Here is a 24298-nt window from a genome sequence, read left to right as displayed (position 1 = left end):
CGGCAATACTGAAGCGGCTGCGAATTACCGCGGCGCGACCGTGCGGAAAAGCCCGGATTGATTGATGGTTCGTTGCCTTGGCGATCGCGGCTGGAAACGCAGGTCCAAGCGGCCTGCGTCTCCAAGGTGATTGCGGCTATTCCGCTTCGTTGGCCGGGGCGGCGTTGAGCTGGCCGTATTTTTCGATGCCAAGCTGCTTCAGCAGGCCAAGCTGAGTCTCTAGGAAGTCGATGTGGCCTTCTTCGTCGCTGAGAAGTTCTTCGAAGAGCTTCATGCTGACGTAGTCGCCGGCGTCGTGGCAGATATCGCGCGACTTCTTGTAGGCCGTGCGCGCGTCATACTCGCCGGCGAGGTCGGCTTCCAGGACTTCCTGAACGTTCTGGCCGATGCGCAAGGGGGCGAGGGTCTGCAGGTTGGGATGGCCCTCGAGGAAGATGATGCGGGCCACCAGCTTGTCGGCGTGGTGCATTTCCTCGATCGATTCCTCCCGCTCCTTCTTGGCGAGGAGCGTGTATCCCCAGTCCTCGAGGAGTCGGTAGTGGAGCCAGTACTGGTTGACGGCGCCGAGTTCGAGAAAAAGCGCTTCGTTAAGCTGCTCGATGACTTTTTTGTCGCCTTTCAAGGTCCGCTCTCCTGTTGTCTTCATGGAACTGTTTGAGGCGGATCATGAAATCAAATATCTCTGCGTCCGTCGAGGGCCGCTCGGCATGATACTGTTCGGTGGTGCGCACGATGATGTCGACGACATTGGGGAAGCAGCCGCAGCAGCGGCCGCGCTTTCCCATCGCGTGATAGACTTTTGCGGGCACGATCAGCTGCCAGCAATCCTGGTCGAGGAGTTCGTTGATGACGTCGACGATCTCTTTATCGCTGATGAAGTTGCAGCTGCAAACCAGCATCTGTCCTGCCTGCCCCATGCGCAATGCCTTGAATTCCGGCGATTAAGCAAAAGGGGACCGTTGCTGTCAAGATATAACAAGGCAGCATTGCTGGCGTATCTGTTTGTAATCATTCTAAACTTGAGAAAACTGATCGTGTTTTCAAGCGATTGGGAAGAAACACATCTGGCCCAGGCCGCACAAATACCAGGTCTGTGCGGCCGATCACTTTTTGTTGTGGCTGCACCGCCGGTACCGGGGCTGGGCGTTTGCCTCGATAGGTGGTCCAGCACGTTCAGTGGAAGTTGCGACCTTTGGGCATGACATCTGCGGTCTGCCGCAGGACGGACTTTGCCTCCCTCTCCCGGGTCAGATCTTTTCCCGCCAGGCGCAATTGCCGCAATGCCCGCTTCGCGCGCGCATCCTCGTCCACCGGATGAATGATCTCGTCCGCGCGGCTCATTGCGCCAAAGCTGTGCAACTCGTCTTTCAGAAGACCGAGCATTCCACTCATGTCCTCCAAATGGTCGGCAACGACGTGGATGACGCCGCTTTCCCGCTGCAGCCGGCCGCGCACCTTGACGAGTCGCGCTCCCATCACCACGCCGCGGTATCTTTCCATCATCTTGCGCCAGACGATGATGTTGGCGATTCCCGTTTCGTCTTCGATCGTCATGAAGACGACGCCCTTGGCCGAACCCGGCTGTTGCCGCACCAGCACCAGCCCGGCCACCGTGACGGTGTTGCCTTTTGCCGCCGTCTCAAGCGCGTTGTTCCGCGTAATTCCCTGGCGGGAGAAATCGGTGCGCATAAAGGAGACCGGATGGGCCTTGAGCGAAAGCGTCAGGTAGCGGTAGTCGTTGATGACCTGCTCGCCGTCCGACATTATCGGCAGCCGGACATGCGGTTCGGGCCGCAATTCGTCCGTTTCGCTCCGGTCGAAAAGCGGCAGCGCTTCCGCCGCGCCTCCGTCGTCGAGGGCCTTGACGGCCCAGAGCGCCTGCCGCCGATCGAGGCCCATCGACCTGAAGGCATCGGCGTCGGCAAGACGTTCCAGGACGCTGCGCGACAGACCGGAGCGAAGCCAGAGGTCGCGCACCGAGCGATAACCGCTGCCGCGACAGGCGGCAAGACTGGCCATGTCCGTCTCCCTCAGGCCCTTGACCAGCCGGAAACCCAGCCGCACGGCCTTTTTCGAGCGGATCATCCCGGACATCTGGCGGTGGCGTGGGGCGATTGCGGCAGGGTCGAACAGGCCCTCGCCCTCCAAAAGGCAATCCCATGTGGAACGGTTCACGTCGACGGGACGCACGTCGACGCCATGTTCGCGCGCATCGCGCACCAACTGCGCCGGTGCGTAGAAGCCCATGGGCTGGGAGTTCAGGATCGCCGCGCAGAAGACATCCGGATAATAGGCCTTGAGCCAGGAAGACGCATAAACAAGGAGTGCAAAGGAGGCGGCGTGGCTCTCCGGAAAGCCGTACTCGCCGAACCCCTCGATCTGGCGGAAGCAGCGCTCCGCGAATGCCCGCTCATAACCCTTGCCGACCATGCCCTCGATCATCTTGTCGCGAAAGGTGCCGATCGTGCCGGTACGCTTGAAGGTCGCCATGGCGCGGCGCAGGCGGTCGGCCTCGGCGGGCGAAAAGCCGGCCGCGGTGATGGCGATCTGCATCGCCTGTTCCTGGAACAGCGGCACGCCGAGCGTGCGCTCCAGCACATGCTCCAGTTCCTTGCTCGGATAGCAGATCTTCCTGCCGGCTCTGACCGCCTCGCGCCGCTTCAGATAGGGATGAACCATGTCGCCCTGGATCGGCCCGGGGCGGACGATCGCCACCTCGATGACGAGATCGTAGAATTTGCGGGGCTTCAGGCGCGGCAGCATGCTCATCTGCGCCCGGCTTTCGATCTGGAAAACGCCGAGCGTGTCGGCGCGGCAGATCATGTCGTAGACCTCGTCCTTTTGATCAGGGTAGATTTTTGCCAGCGTTTTGCTTTCGCCGTAATGGGTTTCCAGCAGCGAAAACGCCTTGGCGATGCAGGTCAGCATGCCGAGCGCCAGCACGTCGACCTTCAGGAGCTTCAGCGTGTCGAGGTCGTCCTTGTCCCATTCCACCATGTAGCGGCCGGGCATGGCCGTCGGCATGATCGGCACGACCTCGTCGAGCCGGTCGCGAGTGATGAGGAAGCCGCCGACATGCTGCGAAAGATGCCGGGGAAAATCCATCAGTTGCCCGGCATAGGACAGCACCTTCATCGTCGTCGGGTCGCCCATGTCGAGGCCGGCCGCCTTCACCTGTTCCTCGGAGAAGGACGAGCGCCCCCAGCCCCAGATCGAGCCCGACACGGCCGACTGGACATCCTCCGACAGGCCGAAGGCCTTGGCGACCTCGCGGCCGGCCGAGCGACCGCGGTAGCTGATGACCGCCGCCGCCAGCCCTGCATGTTCCTTGCCGTAGGTCTTGTAGATGTACTGGATGACCTCCTCGCGCCGTTCGTGCTCGAAGTCGACGTCGATATCCGGGGGCTCGTCGCGGTCCTCGGAGATGAAGCGGTCAAAGAGCAGCATGAACCTGTTCGGATCGACCTCCGTGATGCCCAGGCAGTAGCAGACCGAGGAATTGGCAGCCGAACCACGTCCCTGGCAGAGAATTCCTTCGCTTCTGGCAAAGGTCACCAACTTGTGCACGGTCAGAAAGTAAGGCTCGTATTTCTTCCGTTTGATCAGCCCGAGTTCGTAAGACAACCTCTCCTCGACCTTGGCCGGAATGCCATCGGGGTAGCGTTCGGCCCCGCCTTTGCGCACGAGCCGCCTGAGTGTCTCGGCCGGGGTCATGCCCTCCTCGGATTCATCTGGATACTGGTGGCTCAGTTCCTCCAGGTTGAAGGCGAGGCCGTGGAAGAAGCGCGCCGTATTGGCGATCGCCTCCGGATGGTCGCGCAACAGCCGCGCCATCTCGGCGAAACCCTTCAGGTATCGCTCTGCATTGGCCTGCCGGTGAAAACCCAGCTCCGCAATCGGCGTCTTGCGGCGGATGGCGGCGACCACGTCGGCGAGTGGGCGGCGCTGCGCGGCATCGTAAAGCACATCGTTGGTAGCAATCGGCCGGATGCGGTTTTCGCGGGCGAGCTGTGCCAGCACGGCTAGGTCATGCCGGTCGAAACCGTCACGGCGCGGTACCAGCGCCAGATAGAGCCTGTCGTCGACACGCTCCCGCAAGCGCGCCAGCAGGGGCCGAAGACGCTCCGGCTCGGGTCGGCCGGCGGCCGGCATAACGATGAACTGGAGGTCCGCCTGCCATTCCAGAAGGTCTGGCAGGTAAAGGAGGCACTCGCCCTTGCTGGCACGCAGGTTTCCAAGGCTCAATAGACGGCAGAGACGGGCCCAGCCCGACCGGTTTTGCGGATAGGCGAGGACGTCGGGCGTCTCGTCGGCAAAGACAAGGCGGGCACCGGGCTGGAAGGGCAGGTCTTCGACCCGTGCCTTGGAATGTGCCCGCACCACACCGGCAACCGTGTTGCGGTCGGCGATGCCGAGTCCGGAAAGGCCGATCCGGCTGGCGGTTTCCACCATGGCCTCGGCAGGCGCCGCCCCTTCCAGGAAGGAAAAATTGCTGCGCGCGCCGAATTCGTAGAAGGCGAGAGCGTCGCTCATGCGAAGACCCCGTGGATGAACCAGCGCGGCAGTTGTGGCTGCGCTCCATACGCTCCCTCGCGAAAGAGCCAGTAGCGGCGGCCGGCCTCGTCCTCGACTTTGAAGTAGTCCCGGGCCGGCTGGTCCTCGCCGTCGATCCACCATTCGCCGGCAATCCTCTCCGGTCCCTCCGTGCGGGTGATCTGATGAAAGCTCCTGCGCCAGCGGAAGGTCTTCGGCGCATCCTCCGGCACGCCCGCCAGGGTCTCGACCGGCTCGGGCGGGGTGAACAGCCGCAAAGGACGATCGCCGAGGATGGCCGTCGCGAGTGGCGGCTTTCCGTTCCGGCCGACGGCCCGCTCGTGGTCCCAGTGCTCGGCGACGGGCGCAAGGTGTGCGGCGCGCTCCGGCACGTGGCTTTCCGGCAGGGTGACGGCGAGCAGGCTTTCCGGCCCAAAGCGGGCCACGATCCGGTCGGCAAAGCCCGAAAGCGACCGGCTTTCGCCGGTGCCGGCGGCAAAATCCTGCTGCATCGCCGCGAAGGCCTCGCTTGTGAGCACGCAAAGCCGGACAATCTCGAAACCGTAACCGGCATCGAGGTCATCATGCACGGCCGACAGCCGTTCGCGGAAGAGCAGGGCGATCCGCTCGGGGTCTCTGAGTGGCGCCGAGGTGGCGGCCTGGATGCGGAAAACGCGGTCGTCCACCCGAAAGAGCTGCAGCGCGAACAGGCGCCCGCCCTCGCCGCGCCGTTCAAGTCCTTCTTTCAAGGTGCCGGCAAGATGGGTGGCAAGTGCAAGAATGTCCTCCTCGGACTGGATGGGGTCGAACAGCCGCCGCTCCGCCGACAGCATCGGCACGGCCAAGCGCGGTGAAATCGACTCGTCCTCCAGCCCCAGCGCCTGGTCGAGCCTGAGGAGCGGCAGGGGGCCGAAGCGGCGGGCGAGGGGTGCGCGCGGCAGGGGCAGGAGATCGCCTATCGACTTCAGCCCGACCCGGCCGAGCGGCCCGAGCACGTCCTCAGGCAGGCGCAGGGCCGCGACCGGCAGGCGAGCGAGCACAGCCTGCGCCGCATCGGCATCGATCACGCCGCCGTCGCCGAAATGGGCGGCCGCCCAGGAAAGGCCGGGTGAGGCCGCGATCGCCCCGCGCGCCTCGATGCCGAGCGAAAAGAGGCGCGACAGCACGTCATCGAGCAGCGTCCGCTCGCCGCCATGGAGATGGGTGCAGCCGGTGATGTCGAGATAGAGGCCGTCGGCGCCCTCCAGCGCGATGAGCGGCGTGTAACGGTCGCACCAGTCGGCCAGGGCCTCGAGCAGGGCCCTGTCCGCGGCCGGATCGGCAGGAAGAATGTCCAGCGCCGGGCAGATCGCGCGCGCTTCTGTGACGCCCTGCCCCTTGCGAAGGCCGATCCGTTCGGCTTCCCGGTCGAGGAAGGCGATCCGCATGGCACTGTCGCTGCGGCCGGCGAAGGCGACCGGCGGATGCTCAGGACGCCCCCTTGAAAGCCACGACCTCCCCCAACGCTGCCGCGCCACCCGATCGGCGGGCAGATAGGGAAACCACAGACAGAGGATCCGCTGGTCGCTGCTCTTCTTGAGGAACGGCAGGGCGGGGGTCGAGGCGGGAAAAGCGGCGGTCATGGGAGTTCCACTCCAGGAGGATGCCGACGGGGTCGGCGGTCTTGTTCTTCTCCGGCGTGACCAGGAAGACGGGATTGGCGATGCTGCCGGCCAGCGTGGTTCCGTCCGGCAATGGGCGTTCGCAAGCCGGGGCCGGATCGATGCGCAGCCGGTAGAGCGCGCTGCTCGCCTCCTCCTCGCCGGCCTGGCGCAGAAGCAGGAGCAGGGTGCCGTTCGCCCTGGCCCGCAGTTGCAGCCGGCGGCTTTCGGTCAGGCCGAATCCGGCGGGATTGCCGCGGATCTCCAGGATGACGGTGGAAAAGGCCGGCACGCCGAGTGCCGTCTCCGCCATCAAGAGCGCATCCGCGATCGTCCGTGGTCTGGCAAGAAGCATACGGGTCGGATCGAGGCCGTGCTTTTTCAGGCCCGGGCCGTAGGGTATGCCGGCTTCGGAGGATGCCAGCGCCTGACAGATCCAGAGTGTTGCGCCTTGGCCCTTCTCGGTCCGGTCCTGCCGAAGCGCGGCCAAGGCCAGGGAGAAACCGGTTGCAGCCCCCATATCGCGGGTCTGCGCGTTGCGGATCTCGACGAGACCGCAAGCCGGTAGATCGCCATTGAAAACAGCTTCGAGGTCGCCTGTTTCGCCGGATTCGGAAAAAGGCGACACATCGCCCGGCGACCCCTGCATATCCCACTGCCAGCGGCGCTTGCGTCCGGCCAGACCAGGACCATCGGCATTCTCGATGCGGGCGATGGTCTCACGCAGGGCAAAAAGCCGCCTCTGCGCCAAGGCAGGCGTTGCCATGACGTTCGTTCCTTTGTTTGTTCCTGTTATGTTCTTATGGATTCCAGAACGCCGGACAAGAGTCAACGGCAATTTGAACTGGCGCGATCACAAAGCCGCGCGTGCTCCCGGATGCGGGAGTGGCTGACGATATTCGAGGAAAAGCGCGGGACCTGGAAAGATCCGGCGCCGCCAGCGTCGGCAATTTGGGGACGTTAAACCGGCAGTGCCGTCGTGTACTTCACGCTCTTGAGAGCAAAATGCGAGGATGAATTCGCAACGGCCTCATGGGTGAGAATGCCATGCATCAAAAGCCGTTCGTAGTCGCGCACATCCGCCGCCACCACGCGCAGCAGATAGTCCCATTCGCCCGACATCGAATAGCATTCGAGCACCTCGTCGTGGCTTTCGACGAACCGCTCGAAATCCCGCCGGGCAACGGGATCGTGGCTCTTCATCCGCACCTGACAGAAGACGTTCAACCCCCGGCCGATCGCCTCCGGCTCCACCAGGCGAACGGTCTTTCCGAGCACGCCGGCAGCCTCCAGTGCCTTGATCCGGCGCCAGCACGACGCGCTCGAGGCGCCGACCTTCTCGGCCAGGGCGGCGTGGCTGATATCGGCCTGGTGCTGGAGCACGCGGAGGATCTGCCGGTCGATGGCATCAAGCTCGATATGGTTCATTCGTTTTCTTCCCTCATGTGAAACGTATGTTTCAAGGATGCATCATTCCAGCAGAACTCTGAAAGGAACTCACGGTCAAGCCGTATTATCATTTCTCATGGGATTGTATCGCGGAGGAGGACGCCGAGATGGCACAGGCAGCGCTAAGACGGATCGTTCGCAATGCGCCGGACGAGACGATCGACTGGAAGCGCATTGCCTATCTCCTCCAGTTGTCCCGGGCACTCGACGAGATGGAAGAGACGCGGCTGGTGCCGGAGAAGAAGGTGCTCTACCAGTTCTCCGCCCGTGGCCACGACATGGCGCAGATCCTGCTCGGCTGCCGACTGACGGAGCGGCATGACGGTGCATGCGGCTACTATCGCTCCCGCCCTCTCCTCCTGGCGCTCGGCGTTGATCCGGCGGATGCCCTCGCCTCGGCCATGGGCCGGGCCGGCGGCTATTCGGATGGCCGCGACATCGGCGTCGTGTTCAACTACCCGAACCGCAGCGGCGCCTCGGCGCTGCCCATGTGCGGCGGCGTCGGCTCGCAATACACGCCGACGGCCGGCTGGGCCCAGGCGATCGAATATTGCCGCACGGTGCTCAAGCAGTCGGACTACGACCGTGCCATCGCTGTCGTGCTCGGCGGCGACGGTTCGGTCGCCTCGAACGGCTTCTGGTCGGCGCTGACGATTGCCACCACGCAAACCCTGCCGATGCTGTTCTACGTCGAGGACAATGGCTATGGCATTTCGGTTCCCTCCACCCTGCAGACGCCGGGCGGCAACATCGCCGCCAACCTCTCCGGCTGGCGGAACCTTGCCGTGTTCGACGGCGACGGCTGCGACCCCGCCGAGGCCGCGCGGCTGACGACGGAGGCCGTGGACTTCGTCCGTGAAAACCGCGCGCCGGCGCTTCTGCGGCTCACCGTGCCCCGCCTCGAAGGCCATAGTTTCCAGGATACGCAGACCTACAAGAGTGAGAATGTCGTGCGGGCCGAATGGGCCCGCGATCCGCTGCCGCGGCTGAAGGACTATCTCGTTCCCGCCGTGATGAGCGCGGAGGAGTGGCAGGCCTCCGTTGCCCAGGCGTCGTCTGCCGTCGAGGCCGCCCGCGAGGCCGCCGAGGCTCGGCCAGTCGCCGATCCGCAGACCGTTACCAGCCACGTCTTCTTCGAGGGCGAGATGCAGCAGATGGGCGGCCAGCACAGTCTTGGCTACCTTGCGCCGCCGACGAGCGATCAACCGGCCGGCGACGGCAAGCGCATCAACATGGTGACAGCGATCCGGCGCACGCTCGACCGCGAGCTCTCCATCAATGAGCGCGTCGTCCTTTTCGGCGAGGATATTGGGCCGAAGGGCGGTGTCCACGCGGTGACACTCGGCCTGCAGGAGAAATTCGGAAAGGAGCGGGTGTTCGACACCTCATTGTCGGAGGAGGGCATTGTCGGCCGTGCCGTCGGCATGGCGCTTGCGGGCCTCGTGCCGGTCCCGGAGATCCAGTTCCGCAAGTATGCTGAGCCGGCTACCGAACAGATCAACGATTGCGGTACGATCCGCTGGCGGACCAACAACCGCTTCGCCGCCCCGATCGTGCTGCGTATGCCGGGCGGCTTCTTCAAATGCGGCGATCCCTGGCATAGCCAGACGAACGAGGTCGCCTTCGTCCATCAGCCGGGCTGGCAGGTCGCCGTGCCTTCCAATGCCGAGGATGCCGTCGGCCTGCTGCGCACGGCGCTGCGCGGCAACGACCCGGTGATCTTCTTCGAGCATCGCGCGATGCTCGACCATGCCTGGGCACGCCGGCCCTATCCGGGCGACGATTTCGCCCTGCCGTTTGGCAAGGCCCGCTTCACCAGACAGGGCGACGTCATCACCATCGTCACCTGGGGGGCGATGGTGCCGCGCTGCGAGGAGGCCGCAGAAGGCATTTCTGCCGATGTGATTGACCTGCGCACCTTGATGCCCTGGGATCGGGAGGCGGTGTTGTCGTCGGTGCGGCGCACCCGGCGCTGCCTGATCGTGCACGAGGATCTCGGCACGGCCGGCTTCGGCGCGGAAATTTCTGCTGTCGTCGCCGACGAGGCCTTCATGGACCTAGACGCGCCCGTCACCCGCCTGACGATGCCGGACATTCCGAGCCCGCACAATCCGGTGCTGCTCGACTGGGCCGTGCCTTCCGTCGAACGCATCCACGAAAAGATCCAGTCCCTGGTGGAGTTCTGAGCATGACCGCGCTGATGGACGTTCTGGCTCCGCTCGAGCAGGAAGGGACCAAGGCGGTCGTGCGCGCCTGGCTCAAGCGGCCGGGCGAGACGGTCAATATTGACGATCCGTTGGTGGAACTGGAAACCGACAAGGTCACGCAGGAGGTCCCTTCCCCGGTCGCCGGCATCCTTGCGGAAATCCTGCTGCAAAGCGGGGACGATGCCGGGCCGGGTTCGGTGCTCGGGCGCATCCGTGCCGAAGGCGCGCGCCACAGCGCGCCGGCCGTTGCGGCTGTCCTTGTTTCACATGAAACAGCCAAGGCGGTGGCGCCCGATCTCATGCGCTACTCGCCCGCGGTGCGCCACGCCGCCCTGCAGTACGGCATTGATCCGGGAACAGTCGCCGGCACCGGCAAGAACGGGCGCGTAACGCGCATCGACATCGAGGCGGCCTTTGCCGCGCGCTCAGATGCATCCCCCTCAATCGAGCCAACCTCGCAATCCCGTCCCGTACCACCACCGGCCGAGGCCCATTCCGGGCGCGACAAACCTGCCGAACGCGGCAGCCGAAGCGTGCCGCACTCGCCGATGCGGCTTGCGATCGCCAGCAATATGCTCAACTCGGTGACTGTCGCCCCGCACGTCACTGCGGTGTTCGAGGCGGACTTCTCCGCCATCCTGAAGCATCGCGAAGCCAACAAGGCCGCGCTGGCCGCGCGAGGTACCAATCTTTCCTATACCGCCTATATGGTCGCCGCTGCCGCTGCCGCCATGCGGGCCGTGCCGGAGATCAACAGCCGCTGGCATGACGATCACCTGGAGATTTTCGACGACGTCAATATTGGCGTCGGAACCGCCTTGGGCGACAAGGGCCTGGTGGTGCCGGTGATCCGCCGGGTGCAGCACCTGTCGCTGACCGGGATCGCGACCGCGTTGCAAGATCTCACCGCGCGTGCCCGCGCCGGGACGCTCAAGCCCGAGGACATGCGCAGCGGCACGTTCACCATCTCCAATCACGGCGTCTCCGGTTCGCTTTTCGCCTCCCCGATCATCATCAACCAGCCGCAGACGGCGATCCTGGGGATCGGCAAACTGGAAAAGCGGGTGGTCGTGCGCGAAGTCGGCGGTGTCGATACGATCCAGATTCGCCCGATGGCCTACGTTTCCCTGACGATCGATCACCGCGCCGTTGACGGCCACCAGACGAACCTGTGGCTGACCCGCTTCGTCGAGGTTCTGGAAAACTGGCCCGCGTGACATTCCGGCTCGGGAGGCTTCCCAAGCCCGAAACCCCGGCGCTCGATTTGTCCAACTTGGCCGAAAATGCCAAACCGCAAGAAATTTGCCCCGCTAGACTTGCGGCGCGAGCGGGCTGGTGCCCCGGGCGCGTAGCAACAAGTCCAGAGGGAAATCACCATGCCAACTCTTTTGAAGCGTACGGCTGGCCGGCTGCTGGCCGCCACCGTCATCACCGTTGCGGGCGGCAGCGCTGCCCTGTCTCACCCGCTCGACGGCCTCTCCACGGCCGAAATCGCCGCCGTCGTCCAGATCCTCAAGGATGACGGCAAGACGGACGCAGACAGCCGCTATCCGTTGATCGAGTTGCGGGAGCCGGTCAAGGAGGCCGTGCTGAAATGGAAGGACGGCGATCCCGAAGACCGCCGCGCCGTCGTCAACGCCAAGACCTCCAAGGGCGTCTTCAAGGGCGAAGTCGATATCACGACCAAGAAGGTGCTGTCGTGGGAGCCGGTCACCGGCCAGCCGATGCTGCTGCTCGAGGAATTCCTCGGCGCGATGAACCTGGCCGTTCAGAACCCCGATTTCGTCGCGGCCCTGGCCAAGCGCAACCTGAAACCGGACGAAGTCTTCTGCCTGCCGCTGACCGCCGGTGCGTTCGGAACGCCCGACGAGGCCGGAAAGCGCCTGATGAAGGTGCCCTGCTACGTCAATCCGACCCAGAGCAACTTCTATGCGAAGCCGATCGAGGGCCTGTTCGCCACTGTCGATCTGACCAGTCAGAAGGTGGTCAAGGTGGTGGACACCGGCGTCGTGCCGGTGCCGGAGGACGGATGGGGATACGTGCAGGAGGATATCGGTGCGCGCAAGGACATGAAGCTCGCCGAACCGATCAAGGCGGCGACGCTGTCACAGCCGGATGGGGCCAACTTCACGGTCAATGGCAGCCTGGTCAACTGGGACATGTGGAGCTTCCGCTGGCGCGTCGACAAGCGGCCAGGCGTCGTGCTCTCCGAGATCTCCGCCAATGACGGCAAGGGGCCGCGCTCGGTGCTCTATCAGGCCAATCTCTCCGAAGTCTTCGTTCCCTACATGGATCCGAGCGAGGGATGGTACTGGCGCACCTACATGGACAGCGGCGAATACGGCTTCGGCATCTTCCTGAGCCCGCTGACCGCCGGCGTCGACTGCCCGGCCTATGCGAAGTTTCTGCCGGCCGTCGTTCACGCCGACGATGGCTCTCCGGTCGAGATCCCGAACGCCATCTGCATCTTCGAGCGCAACATCGGCGATCCGGCCTGGCGCCACTACGAGATATTCGCCCAGACACCGGACAAGCCGCTGCCGGCGGAAGGCCGACCGGCGACCGAACTCGTCGTCCGCTCGGCTTCGGAAGTCGGCAACTACGACTACCTGATCGACTATGTCTTCCAGCAGAACGGCATGATGCGCGTCATGGTCGGCGCGACTGGCCTCGATGCCGTCAAGGGCGTGGCCTCGACGTCGATGCAGGACACAACAGCGGCGGAAGATACGAAGTACGGCACACTGATCGCGCCGAACCTCGTCGCGCCGAACCACGACCACTTTTTCAACTTCCGCTTCGACTTCGACATCGACGGGCAGAACAACATGTTCGCGCGCACCGGTCTCGTGCCCGCGACCGCGCCGGAAGGCACCCCGCGCCGCACCTTCTGGGAGACGAAGGACGAGATGCCGATGACGGAACTCGAGGGCCGCTACAAGGTCAACCCGGCGACGCCGGCCATGTATCACATCATGAACATGGGCAAGGAAACCAAGCTCGGCCATCATCCCGGGTACATGATCCTGCCGGAAAACAGCGTCGCCTATTCGCCGCTCGACGTCGTCAACGACCCGCCGGCCCGCCGCAACGCCTATATCGAGTACACTTTCTGGAACACCCCCTACGACCCGAAGGAGCGCTACGCCGGCGGCGAATACGCCTTCCAGGGCGACGGCAAGGACAGCCTGCCGGAATGGGTGAAGAAGGGCCGCAGCATCCACGACACCGACATCGTCACCTGGTACACGATGGGCTTCCACCACGTGCCGCACATGGAGGACTGGCCGGTGATGTCGACGATGTGGAAGGGCATCACGCTGATGCCGTACAACTTCTTCGATCACAATCCGGCGATCACCATCCGCAATCCGTCGTAAAGCGCGTCGCGATCTTTTCGATTCGCTTGCCACGCTTTAGGTCCTTGTTCTTGCGCATGTCTTTATTCCGAAACCGGTTCCCATTTTCGGGAGACGTGCTTTGGGCGGAAACAAAGGGCCGGTGCATCGCGCCGGCCCTTTTCTCATTTCGGATCGTCATCAGACCGCCGCCGTCTCAACATGCTCGGTGGCACGCCCTCTGCCCTGCGGAACGCGCGAGTGAAGTCCGATTGCTGGCGGTAGCCGAGCCGGCTTGCGAGTTCCATGAAGGGCAGGTTCGTCTGCAGGATCATCTCGCGGGCGTATTTCATGCGCAGGCGGTCGATCTCATCGCGGAACGATAGACCCTCCTCCAGCAGCCGCCGGCGCAGGGTGCGGGCCGAAAGGCCGATCATCGTGGCGATCGTCGCCTGATCCATCTCGCCCTCGCCGATGCAGGACAGCAGCGCAAGCCGCAACCGGTCGGCCAGCCGTTCGCTGCGTTCAGAGCGCCCCGGGGCATCGGCGACATGTGCACCGGCCGGCCACTCCATCAGCACCGGCAGCGACAGCATTGCGGCGGGAAAGGCGAAAAGATTGCAAGCATAGCCGTAGACGCAAGTAAGCCCGAAGGCGCTGTCGAAGGCGTTTCGCCGCTGGCCGGCCTCGTGCTCGAAAACGAGGCTTTCGGGACGGAAGTCCGGCTTGAAATAGTGGCGGATGACGCCGTCGAAGAAGCCGAAGGTGAACTCGACATCGAAGGCGCGAGGCCAGATCGCCGGATCAAGGATCCGGTATTCGATGAGGGCGAGCGAGTCTTTGACGGAGAGGCGGATAAGGCTGCCGGACTGGACCTCGTTCATCGTTGCGACAAGGGCCGAAAGCACGGTGCCGAGACGGCTCCCGCGTTCGAAATGGGGGAAGAGTTCCGGCAATCCGGACGGCACGAAGGCGCGGCCGCACTGCCAGATACCGGCCGCATCACGAAGCATCCGGCCGGCTTCCTCGAGAAATCCGACGAATTGGCCGAGGCCGATGGTGGAATCGGAATGTTCGCCGCTTGTGACCGGGCAGCCGATGCGCAGGCCGATCGGTTCGGGATCGACGCCCCTGTCGCGCAGTTGCGCACCGACGCCGGCGAGGACTCGCCGGTCGATGCGTCCGCTTGCCTCCGCATGCTCCATCGCCTTTCCTCCAGGACGATCGTGATACGAATTCCGGCATGTGATGGGCGACGCCGGGAAGGCATCGCCAGGCAAATGAGCGAAGCATGGCTTGCGTCCCTCCTCGAACGCAAGCGCTTCGCTTTCATAGCGCCGCACGCCAGGTGCGGCGCTGGATATCGGGACTGTTACGCGACGTTGCGCGCGCTCATCGTCAGAAGGTCGTAGCGGGCGACCGTCTCGTCGTTGTGGTTGAACACCTCGACGTCCCAACGCACCTCGCCGTATTCCGGGCTGCGCGCCGCCTTCTTGTCCTTAACGGTCAGCCGTACGCGGATCGAATCCCCCGGCGAAACAGGCTTCAGGAAGCGCAGGTTGTCTAGGCCGTAGTTGGCGAGCAGCGGGCCCGGCGCCGGATCGACGAACAGGCCGGCGGCAAAGGACAGGATCAGGTAGCCATGCGCCACCCGGCCCGGGAAGAACGGATTGGCGCTCGCGGCCTCCTCGTCCATGTGGGCGTAGAACTCGTCGCCGGTGAAATGCGCAAAATGCTCGATGTCTTCCAGGCTGACCGTGCGCGCTTCGGTCTCGACCGTCTCGCCGACCTTGAGCCCTTCATAGTTGCGCTTGAAGGGATGCTCGGCCGTGACCGGGGTGGCCGCGCCCTTGGTCCAGCGGCGGGTGATCGACGCGATGCGCTCGGGGGAACCCTGCAGCGCCGTGCGCTGCATGTAATGGAACACGCCACGCAGGCCGCCCATCTCCTCGCCGCCGCCGGCCCGGCCGGGACCGCCATGCACGAGCCCCGGTAGCGGCGAGCCGTGGCCGGTCGATTCCTTGGCGCAGTCGCGGTCGAGCAGCAGCACGCGACCATGATAGGGCGCGATGCCGAAGATCAGCGCGTCGGCGACGTCGGCGTCATAGGTGTAGACGGAGGCGACAAGGCTACCCTCGCCCTTCTTCACCAGTTCGACCGCCTCGTCCAGCGTGTCGTAGGGCATCAGTGTGGCGACCGGGCCGAAGGCTTCCACCGAGTGCACCTTTGCCGCCTTCAACGGCTCGTCGCAGCGCAGCAGCACCGGCGCGAAGAATGCGCCCTCGCCTTCCGCGATGTCGGCATGGCCGACGGCGATCTCCGCTTCGGTCCGCAACTCTTCGATCGCCTCGATGACGGAAGCCCGCTGCGCGCGGGAGGCAAGCGCGCCCATGCGGGTTTCATCCAGGCGCGGGTCGCCGGGAACGGCCTTGCCGAGGGTCGCTTTCAGCGCTTCGGTCACGGCGGTTTCCTGCGCCCGCGGCACGACCACGCGGCGGATCGCCGTGCACTTCTGCCCGGCCTTGACCGTCATCTCGCGCGCCACTTCCTTGACGAAGATGTCGAACTCCGGCGTTCCCTGTACCGCATCCGGACCCAGCACGGCGGCGTTCAGCGAATCGCGCTCGGCGATGAAGCGCACGGCATTGCGCGAGATCGCGGGCTGGTTGCGCAGCTTTTCCGACGTGTCGGCCGAGCCGGTGAAGGAGACAATATCCTGGCCGGTCAGGTGGTCGAGCAGGTCGCCGGTGGAGCCGGCGATGAACTGCAGCGCTCCCTTCGGCAGGATGCCGCTTTCGACGATCATCCGCACGCAGGCTTCGGCCACGTAGGCGGTTGCCGTCGCCGGCTTGGTGATGACAGGAACGCCGGCGAGGATCGTCGGCGCCAACTTCTCCAGCATACCCCAGCAGGGAAAGTTGAAGGCGTTGATGTGGACGGCGACGCCGGTCAGCGGCGTCAGTATGTGCCGGGCGACGAAGGTGCCGCCCTTGGAAAGCGGTTCGGTCTCGCCCTCGATGACGAAGCGCTCGCTCGGTAGCTCCTTCTTGCCGCGCGAGGCATAGGCGAACAGCGTGCCGATGCCGCCGTCGATGTCGATCCAGTTGTCGCGGCGGGTGGCGCCGGTGTCGAAGGCCAACTGATAAAGCTCTTCCTTGCGTTCGTTGAGGTAGACCGCAATCGCTTTCAGCATCCCCGCACGTTCGTGGAAGGTGAGCGCACGCAACGCCGGTCCGCCGACCTCGCGCGCATGGCGAAGGGCTGCGACGAAATCGAGGCCCTTGGTCGAGGCGCGTGCGACGACGCGGCCGTCGATCGCGCTCGGAATGTCGGCAAAGCTGCTTTCCGGCATGAACCAGCGGTCCTCGACATAGCTTTTCAGGATGGTCGACATGTCATGATCTCCTTGTTTGCGCTGCGCTTAGCGGCGCCACGCGGCAAAGGTGCTGCCCGAGCGGGCAAGTTCGGTGAGAAGCGGGGCCGGTTCGGAACCGGTGCCGCCGGCCTTGTGTGCCGCCTCGACTTCTTCGAGGACGCGCGTAAGCCCGATCTGGTCTGCGGCCCACATCGGCCCGCCCTTGAGACGCGGGAAGCCGTAGCCGTTGACGAAGGCGAGATCGATGTCGGAGGCGCGCAGCGCGATCCCCTCGGCGAGCACTTTCGCGCCCTCGTTCGCCATGACGGCGACAAGGCGGCGCTGGATCTCTTCCGGCGTGAAGGCGCGGGGCGAAATGTCCTTCGCTGCGCGGGCGGCCTCGATCGTCTGCGTGGTCACCGGATCGACCGATTTCTTGCCGGCCGCGTCATAGGCATACCAGCCGGCGCCGGTCTTGCGGCCGAGGCGGCCGGCTTCCACCAGGGTATCGGCGATCGTCACATAGCGCTCGCCGGAATCGCGGCTGGCGGCGCGGCGCTTGCGCATCGCATAGGCGATGTCGAGGCCGGACATGTCGGAGACGGAAAAGATGCCCATGGCGAAGCCGTAGGCCTCGAGTGCCGCATCCACCTGCTCCGGCGTCGCGCCGTCTTCGATCACGTATTCGGCATGGCGGCGATAGACCGCGTAGATGCGGTTGCCGATGAAGCCGTCGCAATTGCCGGCGACGACCGGGACCTTGCCGATCTTCTTCGCGAGCGAGAGCGCGGTCGAAAGCGCCTCGGCGCTGGTCTTTTCGCCGCGCACGACCTCCAGCAGCTTCATGACGTTGGCCGGCGAGAAGAAGTGCAGGCCGACCACGTCTTCCGGCCGCTTCGTCATGGCTGCGATCGCATCGAGGTCGAGATAGGAGGTGTTGGACGCAAGGATCGAACCGGGTCTGCAAAGGTCATCCAGCCGCTTGAAGATGTCGGCCTTCACGGCCATGTCCTCGAAGGCCGCCTCGATGACGAGATCCTGCTCGGACAGCACGTTCCAGTCGGCCACGACGGAAAGACGCCCGAGCCGCTCGGCCATCGTCTCGGCGCTGATGCGGCCGCTCTTGACTTGCCGGCCGTAGAGTCCCTTCACGCGCTCCTGTCCCGCCGAGGCGGCCGCCTCGTCGCGTTCGAGGACGGTGACCGTCAGTCCGGCATCCGCGAGCGCCACGGCAATGCCGGCCCCCATGGTGCCGGCGCCGATAACGGCGACCTTGGCGACCGGCCGCGCACTCGGCAGCCCCGGCACCTTCCAGACCTCGCGCTCGGAGAGGAACAGGTGGCGCAGCGACTTGGCTTCCGCACTCTCGCGCAGTTGCAGGAACGCGGCGCGCTCGGTGGCGAGCCCGTCGGAGAAGGCCGGGTTGCGCGCCGTGCGGATGATCGGAATGACTTCTGTCACCGCCGGCACGCCCTTGGCGCGGGCGATGGCGGCCGCGGCTGCTTTTTCTTCTTCGGCCTCGTCGCCTTCGGGGACCGGCAGTTCGCGCACGCGGCGCTTCTCCATCGTCTCCGCCGCCGCGATCGCCGCAGCCAGCAGATCGCCCTCGATGACGCGGTCGACGATGCCCTGCTTCTGGGCCTCCACCGCCTTCAATATCTTGCCTTCGGCGATCAGGGTGATCGCTGCGGCCATGCCGGTCAGACGCGGCAGCCGCTGGGTGCCGCCGGCGCCGGGAATGATGCCGAGCCGTGTCTCCGTCAGTCCGACCATCGCCTTCGGGCCGGCGATGCGGTAGTCGCAGGCAAGCGCGATCTCGAGCCCGCCACCAAGGGCGGCGCCGTCGATGGCGGCGACAACCGGCTTCTCCAGCGCATCGATCGCCGCCACCACGTCGGGCAGGAACGGTTCGTCCGGCGGCAGCGACATTTCCTTCAGGTCGGCGCCGGCGATGAAGCGGCCCGGACCGCCGTAGATGACGGCGGCGGTGACGCTGTCGTCCGAGGCGACCTCCGAAGCGGCAAAGGCAAGGCCCTCGCGCACCGCCTTGGAAAGCGCATTGACGGGCGCATAGTCGATGGTGATGACGGCGATGCCGCCGTGGCGGGTAATGGAAACGGGATGGGCAGGGCTGGTCATCTCACACCCTTTCGATCAATCCGGCGATCCCCTGGCCGACGCCGATGCACATGGTGGCGATCGCCCGCTTGCCGCCGCGCACTTCCAGGGCGCTGACGGCGGTCATGGCAAGGCGTGCCCCCGACATCCCGAGCGGATGGCCGAGCGAGATCGCGCCGCCATGCGGGTTGACGTGCTCGGCGTCGTCGGCCAGGCCGAGCTGGCGCAAGACCGCGAGCCCCTGCGAGGCGAAGGCCTCGTTCAGCTCGATCAGGTCGATGTCGGCGAGCGACAGCCCGGTCTTTTCCAGAAGCTTCTTCGTCGCCGGGGCCGGGCCGATGCCCATGATGCGCGGAGCGACGCCGGCGCAGACGACCGAAACGACGCGCGCGCGCGGCGTCAGGCCATAGCGCTTGACGGCGGCCTCGGAGGCGATGATCAGCGCGCCGGCGCCGTCATTGACGCCCGACGCGTTGCCGGCGGTCACCGAGCCGCCCTCCTTCCGGAACGGCGCCTTCAGCTTGGCGAGCTGCTCCAGCGTCGTCTCCGCACGCGGATGTTCGTCCACGCTGACGGTGGTCACAGCGCCCTTCTTACCGACGATGTCGAGCGGCGAAATCTCGCGGGCGAAGAAGCCGGCATCCTGCGCCGCCTTGGTGCGCTGCTGCGAGCGATAGGCAAAGAGGTCCTGGTCCTCGCGCGAGATGTTGAAGTCGGCGGCGACGTTCTCCGCCGTCTCCGGCATCGAATCGACGCCGTACTGCGCCTTCAGCACCGGGTTGACGAAGCGCCAGCCGATGGTGGTGTCAAAGATTTCCGCCTGGCGCGAGAAGGCGTCAGTCGCCTTGCCCATGACGAAGGGCGCGCGCGTCATGTTTTCGACGCCGCCGGCGATCACCAGGTCGGCGTCGCCGGTCTTGACCGCGCGTGCCGCCATGCCGACGGCATCGAGGCCCGAGCCGCAGAGGCGATTGATCGTCGTGCCCGGCACGCTCACCGGCAGGCCGGCGAGCAGCACCGCCATGCGCGCCACGTCGCGATTGTCCTCGCCCGCCTGGTTGGCGCAGCCGAGGATCACGTCGTCGACCGCCTCCCAGTCGATCCCCGGATTGCGCTCCTTCAGCACGCGCAGCGGATGGGCGGCGAGGTCGTCGGCGCGGACGTCCTTGAGCGCGCCGCCATAGCGGCCGATCGGCGTGCGGGTGAAGTCGCAGATATAGGCTTCCGACATGAAATCCTCCTTGGAATGCAGTTCAGGCCGCTGCCGGACGGCGGACGCAGACAACGCGGAAGCGCTGGGCAACAAAGGCCGTGTCGGTCAGGCAGGCATTGCCGGCGGGGTTGGCGCCGGTGACGTGGAAATCGCTGAAGGCGGCACTCTGGTTGACATAGATGCCGCCGGTCAGGTTGACCGAAAGCGGAACGCCGGCCTGCGCATAGAGCCCGACGGTCTTGTCGATCAGGTCGCTGTCGCGGCTGTAGAGTGCGGCGGTGATGCCGCCCTTCGCTCTGGCCGCGCGCGTGGCGCGATCGATCGCGTCCGTGGCATTTTCGCAGGATACCACGAAGCTGATCGGGCCGAACTGTTCCTTGAGGTAGGCTGTCTCGGCCGCCGCGTCGACCGCAAGGATCAGCGGGGTCGCGGTGCGCGCATTCTCGAGCCCGTCGACGGAAGCGCTGGCGCGAATGACGCGACCGAGGACGGCCGCTTTGCCGACACGCTCGAGCGTCGCCGGGTTCTGGATCGCGCCGCAGACCGCTGCCGCACGCTGAGGGTCGGCAAGCAGCCCATCGACGGCCGCAGCGATGGCGCCAGCGACCTCGTCAAAGCTCTTGTGCTCTTCATTCGTATCGATGCCGCCGCGCGGTACGAAAATGTCCTGCGGGGTCGTGCACATCTGGCCGCTGTAGAGCGACAGCGAAAAGGCGATGTTCTGGCACATGGCCGAAAAATCGTTCGTGCTGTCGATGACAATCGTGTTGATGCCGGTTTCCTCGGTGAAGACCGGCTTGCCGCGAACATGCTCGCGCAGCCAGCCGCCGAACTCGGAGGAACCCGTGAAGTCGACTAGGGCAACCGCCGGGTGAATGGCCAGCGTCGGCGCGACAGGTGCCTCGGGTGTGTCGACCGCGAGCTGAATGACATCTGCGTCAAAGCCGGCCTCGGACAGCACCTCGCGGGCGATCTTCACGGTGATCGCCAGCGGCAGGATCACCGCCGGATGCGGCTTGACGATCACCGGGTTGCCGGTGACGAGGTCGGCGAAGAGCGCCGGATAGCCGTTCCAGGTCGGGAAGGTCGCGCAGGCAATGACGAGGCCGATGCCGCGCGGCACGATGTGGAATTCCTTCGTCAACCGAATGACGTTGCGGCCGGCCGGCTTCTCCCAGGCGACGCCGCCGTGCGGGATGCGCGTCATCTCGCGATAGGCGTAGGCGACGGCTTCGAGAGCGCGGTCCTGCGCGTGCGGGCCGCCGGCTTGGAAGGCCATGGCGAAGGCCTGGCCGGTCGTCTGCTCGACCGCGTGCGCCATCAGGAAGGAGGCCTGATTCAGCCGGGTGATGATCTCAAGCGCCACGCCGCAGCGTGCCTCGACGCTCGCCTGCGCCCAGCCCGCGGAAGCTGCGGAAGCGCGCGCGATCAGCCGGTCGATGCCGGTGCGCGGATAGGTGATGCCGAGCGTGCGACCAAAGGGCGAGACCTCGCCGCCGACATGGCCGTCATCGGTCCCCTGGTCGAGCGCGAAGGGCTGGTCGAGCAGCGCCTCGAAGGCGGCCTTGCCCTCGGACGGCAGCGCTTCGCCATAGGTGCGCGGGACTTCCGAAAACGCGCTCCAGAAGCCGCGCGTATCAATGGCATTCCCTGCATCGGCCAAGAGGTCGCGATGCTTCTCGAACAGTCCGGTCATGCTATCCTCCACGGTCGGCCCTGGCTGTGCCCGGCTGTGCTTGACAGTTGACACGAGGTCGATTTCGGCTAATTATTAACCGAACGATCGGTCAATTCAAGTGAAACTTATTTGACCCAGCCATGGGAGGCGGAAAGTGACATCGACGATCAAGGTGGACCGGCGCGATGGCTGGACCAGGATCACGCTGAACCGGCCGGACCGGTTGAACTCCTTTAATGAGGAGATGCACCGCGCGCTTGCCGCAGCCCTCGAGGAGGCCGCCGACGAAAGCTGTCGCGCCGTGCTGCTGACCGGCGAAGGCCGCGGCTTCTGCGCCGGCCAGGACCTCTCCGATCGCGTCGGCAAGGACGGCCCGCCGGATCTCGGCTACACGATCGAGACCTTCTACAATCCGCTGGTGCGCCGCCTGCGCGCGCTTCGCAAGCCGGTCGTCTGCGCCGTCAATGGCGTCGCTGCCGGTGCGGGCGCCAACATCGCCTTTGCCTGCGACATCGTGCTCGCGGCGCGCTCGGCCCGCTTCATCCAGTCTTTCGCCAAGATCGGCCTCGTGCCGGATTCCGGCGGCACCTTCTTCCTGCCGCGCCTGATCGGTGAGGCGCGCGCCAAGGCGCTCGCATTCACGGCCGAGCCGCTTTCGGCGGAGAAGGCCGAGGAATGGGGCCTGATCTGGAAAGTCGTTGATGACGACAAGCTGATGGCGGAAGCCGAGGCGCTTGCCGCCCATTTCGCCATCCAGCCGACCCAGGGCCTGGCGCTGATCAAGGAAGCGATGCAGGCCTCCAGCGCCAACGACCTCGACACTCAGCTCGACCTGGAGCGCGACCTGCAGCGCCAGGCCGGCCAAACGCCTGATTATGCCGAGGGCGTGAAAGCCTTCATGGAAAAGCGCCCGGCGGTCTTTACGGGAAAAGCGAAATGACCGGTGCCGAACTCGCAACGCTTTCGGCCGAGACCATGTGGGCCAGCGACCTGGCCAGCCAGGGGCTCGGCATGGAGGTCGTTTCCGTCGAGCCCGGCAAGGCAACGCTGACCATGACGGTCCATGAGGCGATGACCAACGGCCATGGCACAGCCCATGGCGGCTTCATCTTCGCGCTTGCCGACAGCGCCTTTGCCTTTGCTTGCAATTCCTATGGCGAGACCACCGTCGCCGCCCATTGCAGCATCAGCTACATCCGGCCCGGCCGGCTTGGCGATCTGCTGACGGCCGAGGCACGCGAGGTCTCGCGCTCCGGCCGTTCCGGCATTTACGACGTAAAGGTCAGCGTCGGCGGCGTGACGATTGCCGAGTTCCGTGGCCACTCGCGCAGCCTCGGCAGTTCCTTCATCGGAATTGATGGACCGCAAACCAACAAGCCTGCATGATCCTGTCGGAGGACAGGTCGCGACGGAGGAGAATATGAACATGAGGTTCCCCAACATCCAATCGAGCCAGGATTTTGTCGGCCTCGATGAGCACGAGCGCGCTTCGCGCGACCGCATCCAGTCGCTGCAGCGCGAACGTCTCGCCTGGTCGCTGCGGCACGCCTATGAGAATGTGCCGTTCTACCGGCAGAAGTTCGACGCGGCCGGCGTCCATCCCTCCGATTTCCGCGATCTGTCCGATCTCGCCAAGTTCCCCTTCACGGTGAAGCAGGACCTGCGCGATACCTATCCCTACGGCATGCTCGCCGTACCGAAGGAAAAGCTCGCCCGCGTGCACGGCTCCTCCGGCACGACCGGCAAGCCGATCGTCGTCGGCTACACGAAGAACGACATCGACATGTGGGCCGACGTCATGGCCCGCTCGATCCGTGCGGCCGGCGGCAAACCGGGCATGATGGTCCACGTCGCCTATGGCTACGGCCTGTTCACAGGCGGTCTCGGCGCCCACTACGGAGCCGAGCGGCTCGGCTGCACCGTTGTTCCGATGTCCGGCGGCATGACCGAGCGGCAGGTCCAGCTCATCAGCGACTTCCAGCCGGACATCATCATGGTGACGCCGAGCTACATGCTGGCGCTGCTCGACGGCTTCACCAGGGCCGGCATCGACCCGCGCTCCACCACGCTGAAATACGGTATTTTCGGTGCCGAGCCGTGGACGAACGCCATGCGCCAGGAGATCGAGCACGCCTTCGACATGCAGGCGACCGACATCTACGGCCTGTCCGAGGTGATCGGCCCCGGCGTCGCGCAGGAATGCGTCGACACCAAGGATGGACTGCACATCTGGGAAGACCACTTTCTGCCGGAAATCATCAATCCGGACACCGGCATGCCGGTCGAGGACGGCGAATATGGCGAGCTGGTCTTCACCTCGCTGACGAAGGAAGCCTTCCCGATCATCCGCTACCGCACCCGCGACCTCACCCGCCTGCTTCCCGGCACCGCACGTCCCGGCATGCGCCGCATGGAGAAGGTCACCGGCCGCTCCGACGACATGATCATCCTGCGCGGCGTCAACGTCTTCCCAAGCCAGATCGAGGAAGCGCTGCTCGCCACCAACTGGTGCGCCGGCCACTTCGTCATCGAGCTCTCCCGCGAAGGCCGCATGGACAAGATGACCGTGGTCGCCGAAGCGCGCCAGGAGCATTGGGACGGCGAGGGCCTGCAGGCGCATGCACAGCGCCTGGCCAAGCACATCAAGGACACGATCGGCATTTCGACCGCCATCGCCATCCAGGCCCCGAACTCGGTGATCCGCTCCGAAGGCAAGGCCAAGCGCGTCATAGACAAGCGTCCAAAGGATTAGGTTTTTCCGATCGAC

Annotated in this window: 17 protein-coding genes; 6 read left to right on the top strand and 11 right to left on the bottom strand. The window is 65.2% G+C overall.

The features are described 5' to 3' along the window. Window positions 1-136: 136 nt before the first annotated feature. The 6 genes from bfr to J2Y48_RS05665 form a co-directional block, all read right to left on the bottom strand. The gene (bfr, locus tag J2Y48_RS05690; RefSeq protein WP_310414013.1) at window positions 137-622 is read right to left on the bottom strand and encodes a bacterioferritin; all 486 of its coding nucleotides are present in this window, start codon (window positions 620-622) and stop codon (window positions 137-139) included. Further along, window positions 588-899 (bottom strand): (2Fe-2S)-binding protein, encoded by a 312-nt coding sequence (locus J2Y48_RS05685; RefSeq protein WP_310414332.1) that lies wholly within the window; start codon window positions 897-899, stop codon window positions 588-590. Before J2Y48_RS05685 ends, bfr begins: the two co-directional genes overlap by 35 nt. 274 nt (window positions 900-1173) lie before the next feature. After that, window positions 1174-4533 (bottom strand): error-prone DNA polymerase, encoded by a 3360-nt coding sequence (locus J2Y48_RS05680; protein WP_310414010.1) that lies wholly within the window; start codon window positions 4531-4533, stop codon window positions 1174-1176. Further along, window positions 4530-6050: a DNA polymerase Y family protein gene (locus J2Y48_RS05675; protein WP_310414329.1), complete on the bottom strand. Its 1521-nt coding sequence runs from the start codon at window positions 6048-6050 to the stop codon at window positions 4530-4532. The genes J2Y48_RS05680 and J2Y48_RS05675 overlap by 4 nt, the downstream gene beginning before the upstream one ends. Continuing rightward, entirely contained in the window at window positions 6001-6939 is a 939-nt protein-coding gene (locus J2Y48_RS05670; protein ID WP_310414007.1) for a hypothetical protein, read from the bottom strand. The genes J2Y48_RS05675 and J2Y48_RS05670 overlap by 50 nt, the downstream gene beginning before the upstream one ends. Before the next feature lie 194 nt (window positions 6940-7133). After that, window positions 7134-7601 (bottom strand): Lrp/AsnC family transcriptional regulator, encoded by a 468-nt coding sequence (locus J2Y48_RS05665; RefSeq protein WP_310414004.1) that lies wholly within the window; start codon window positions 7599-7601, stop codon window positions 7134-7136. Window positions 7602-7729: 128 nt separating this feature from the next. Between J2Y48_RS05665 and J2Y48_RS05660 the strand changes: the two genes are divergently transcribed. The 3 genes from J2Y48_RS05660 (at window position 7730) to J2Y48_RS05650 (ending at window position 13209) form a co-directional block, all read left to right on the top strand. Beyond that, a complete protein-coding gene (locus tag J2Y48_RS05660; protein ID WP_310414002.1) occupies window positions 7730-9808 on the top strand; it encodes a transketolase C-terminal domain-containing protein in 2079 nt (692 codons plus the stop codon). 2 nt (window positions 9809-9810) lie between these two features. Beyond that, window positions 9811-11046, top strand: coding sequence for a 2-oxo acid dehydrogenase subunit E2 (locus tag J2Y48_RS05655; protein ID WP_310413999.1), 1236 nt, complete (start codon window positions 9811-9813; stop codon window positions 11044-11046). Between the two features lie 159 nt (window positions 11047-11205). Further along, window positions 11206-13209, top strand: a complete 2004-nt coding sequence (locus J2Y48_RS05650) for a tyramine oxidase (protein WP_310413996.1) — start codon at window positions 11206-11208, stop codon at window positions 13207-13209. Between the two features lie 143 nt (window positions 13210-13352). On the opposite strand, the gene J2Y48_RS05645 is transcribed toward J2Y48_RS05650, so the two are convergent. The 5 genes from J2Y48_RS05645 to paaN form a co-directional block, all read right to left on the bottom strand. Beyond that, on the bottom strand, window positions 13353-14372 hold the full coding sequence (locus tag J2Y48_RS05645) for a helix-turn-helix domain-containing protein (protein ID WP_310413991.1): 1020 nt from the start codon (window positions 14370-14372) through the stop codon (window positions 13353-13355). Between the two features lie 167 nt (window positions 14373-14539). Continuing rightward, window positions 14540-16561 (bottom strand): phenylacetic acid degradation bifunctional protein PaaZ, encoded by a 2022-nt coding sequence (gene paaZ / locus J2Y48_RS05640; RefSeq protein WP_310413988.1) that lies wholly within the window; start codon window positions 16559-16561, stop codon window positions 14540-14542. Between the two features lie 27 nt (window positions 16562-16588). Next, entirely contained in the window at window positions 16589-18661 is a 2073-nt protein-coding gene (locus J2Y48_RS05635; RefSeq protein WP_310413984.1) for an FAD-dependent oxidoreductase, read from the bottom strand. Between the two features lies 1 nt (window position 18662). Then, the gene (gene pcaF / locus J2Y48_RS05630) at window positions 18663-19871 is read right to left on the bottom strand and encodes a 3-oxoadipyl-CoA thiolase (protein WP_310413980.1); all 1209 of its coding nucleotides are present in this window, start codon (window positions 19869-19871) and stop codon (window positions 18663-18665) included. A 22-nt stretch (window positions 19872-19893) separates the two neighbouring features. Beyond that, on the bottom strand, window positions 19894-21549 hold the full coding sequence (gene paaN, locus J2Y48_RS05625) for a phenylacetic acid degradation protein PaaN (protein WP_310413977.1): 1656 nt from the start codon (window positions 21547-21549) through the stop codon (window positions 19894-19896). Window positions 21550-21685: 136 nt separating this feature from the next. On the opposite strand from paaN, the gene paaG reads away from it, so the two are divergent. Genes paaG through paaK form a run of 3 tightly spaced genes read left to right on the top strand, consistent with a single transcriptional unit; the run spans window position 21686 to window position 24283 of the window. Beyond that, window positions 21686-22471, top strand: coding sequence for a 2-(1,2-epoxy-1,2-dihydrophenyl)acetyl-CoA isomerase PaaG (gene paaG / locus J2Y48_RS05620; RefSeq protein ID WP_310413974.1), 786 nt, complete (start codon window positions 21686-21688; stop codon window positions 22469-22471). Continuing rightward, on the top strand, window positions 22468-22917 hold the full coding sequence (paaI, locus tag J2Y48_RS05615) for a hydroxyphenylacetyl-CoA thioesterase PaaI (protein WP_310413971.1): 450 nt from the start codon (window positions 22468-22470) through the stop codon (window positions 22915-22917). The genes paaG and paaI overlap by 4 nt, the downstream gene beginning before the upstream one ends. 34 nt (window positions 22918-22951) lie before the next feature. Next, the gene (paaK, locus tag J2Y48_RS05610) at window positions 22952-24283 is read left to right on the top strand and encodes a phenylacetate--CoA ligase PaaK (protein ID WP_310413968.1); all 1332 of its coding nucleotides are present in this window, start codon (window positions 22952-22954) and stop codon (window positions 24281-24283) included. The last annotated feature ends 15 nt before the right edge of the window (window positions 24284-24298 follow it).

Origin of the sequence: Mycoplana sp. BE70 (assembly GCF_031455855.1) — a bacterium.
Taxonomy (GTDB): Bacteria; Pseudomonadota; Alphaproteobacteria; order Rhizobiales; family Rhizobiaceae; genus Mycoplana.
This window is presented reverse-complemented; position numbering and strand designations above follow the sequence as displayed.

Excerpts from the sequence above, each read along its gene's own strand:
- J2Y48_RS05685 (WP_310414332.1), bottom strand. The coding sequence starts at position 899 with ATGCTGGTTTGCAGCTGCAACTTCATCAGCGATAAAGAGATCGTCGAC.
- J2Y48_RS05680 (WP_310414010.1), bottom strand. The coding sequence starts at position 4,533 with ATGAGCGACGCTCTCGCCTTCTACGAATTCGGCGCGCGCAGCAATTTT.
- J2Y48_RS05670 (WP_310414007.1), bottom strand. The coding sequence starts at position 6,939 with ATGGCAACGCCTGCCTTGGCGCAGAGGCGGCTTTTTGCCCTGCGTGAG.
- J2Y48_RS05665 (WP_310414004.1), bottom strand. The coding sequence starts at position 7,601 with ATGAACCATATCGAGCTTGATGCCATCGACCGGCAGATCCTCCGCGTG.
- J2Y48_RS05660 (WP_310414002.1), top strand. The coding sequence starts at position 7,730 with ATGGCACAGGCAGCGCTAAGACGGATCGTTCGCAATGCGCCGGACGAG.
- J2Y48_RS05655 (WP_310413999.1), top strand. The coding sequence starts at position 9,811 with ATGACCGCGCTGATGGACGTTCTGGCTCCGCTCGAGCAGGAAGGGACC.
- J2Y48_RS05650 (WP_310413996.1), top strand. The coding sequence starts at position 11,206 with ATGCCAACTCTTTTGAAGCGTACGGCTGGCCGGCTGCTGGCCGCCACC.
- J2Y48_RS05645 (WP_310413991.1), bottom strand. The coding sequence starts at position 14,372 with ATGGAGCATGCGGAGGCAAGCGGACGCATCGACCGGCGAGTCCTCGCC.
- paaZ (WP_310413988.1), bottom strand. The coding sequence starts at position 16,561 with ATGTCGACCATCCTGAAAAGCTATGTCGAGGACCGCTGGTTCATGCCG.
- J2Y48_RS05635 (WP_310413984.1), bottom strand. The coding sequence starts at position 18,661 with ATGACCAGCCCTGCCCATCCCGTTTCCATTACCCGCCACGGCGGCATC.
- pcaF (WP_310413980.1), bottom strand. The coding sequence starts at position 19,871 with ATGTCGGAAGCCTATATCTGCGACTTCACCCGCACGCCGATCGGCCGC.
- paaN (WP_310413977.1), bottom strand. The coding sequence starts at position 21,549 with ATGACCGGACTGTTCGAGAAGCATCGCGACCTCTTGGCCGATGCAGGG.
- paaI (WP_310413971.1), top strand. The coding sequence starts at position 22,468 with ATGACCGGTGCCGAACTCGCAACGCTTTCGGCCGAGACCATGTGGGCC.
- paaK (WP_310413968.1), top strand. The coding sequence starts at position 22,952 with ATGAACATGAGGTTCCCCAACATCCAATCGAGCCAGGATTTTGTCGGC.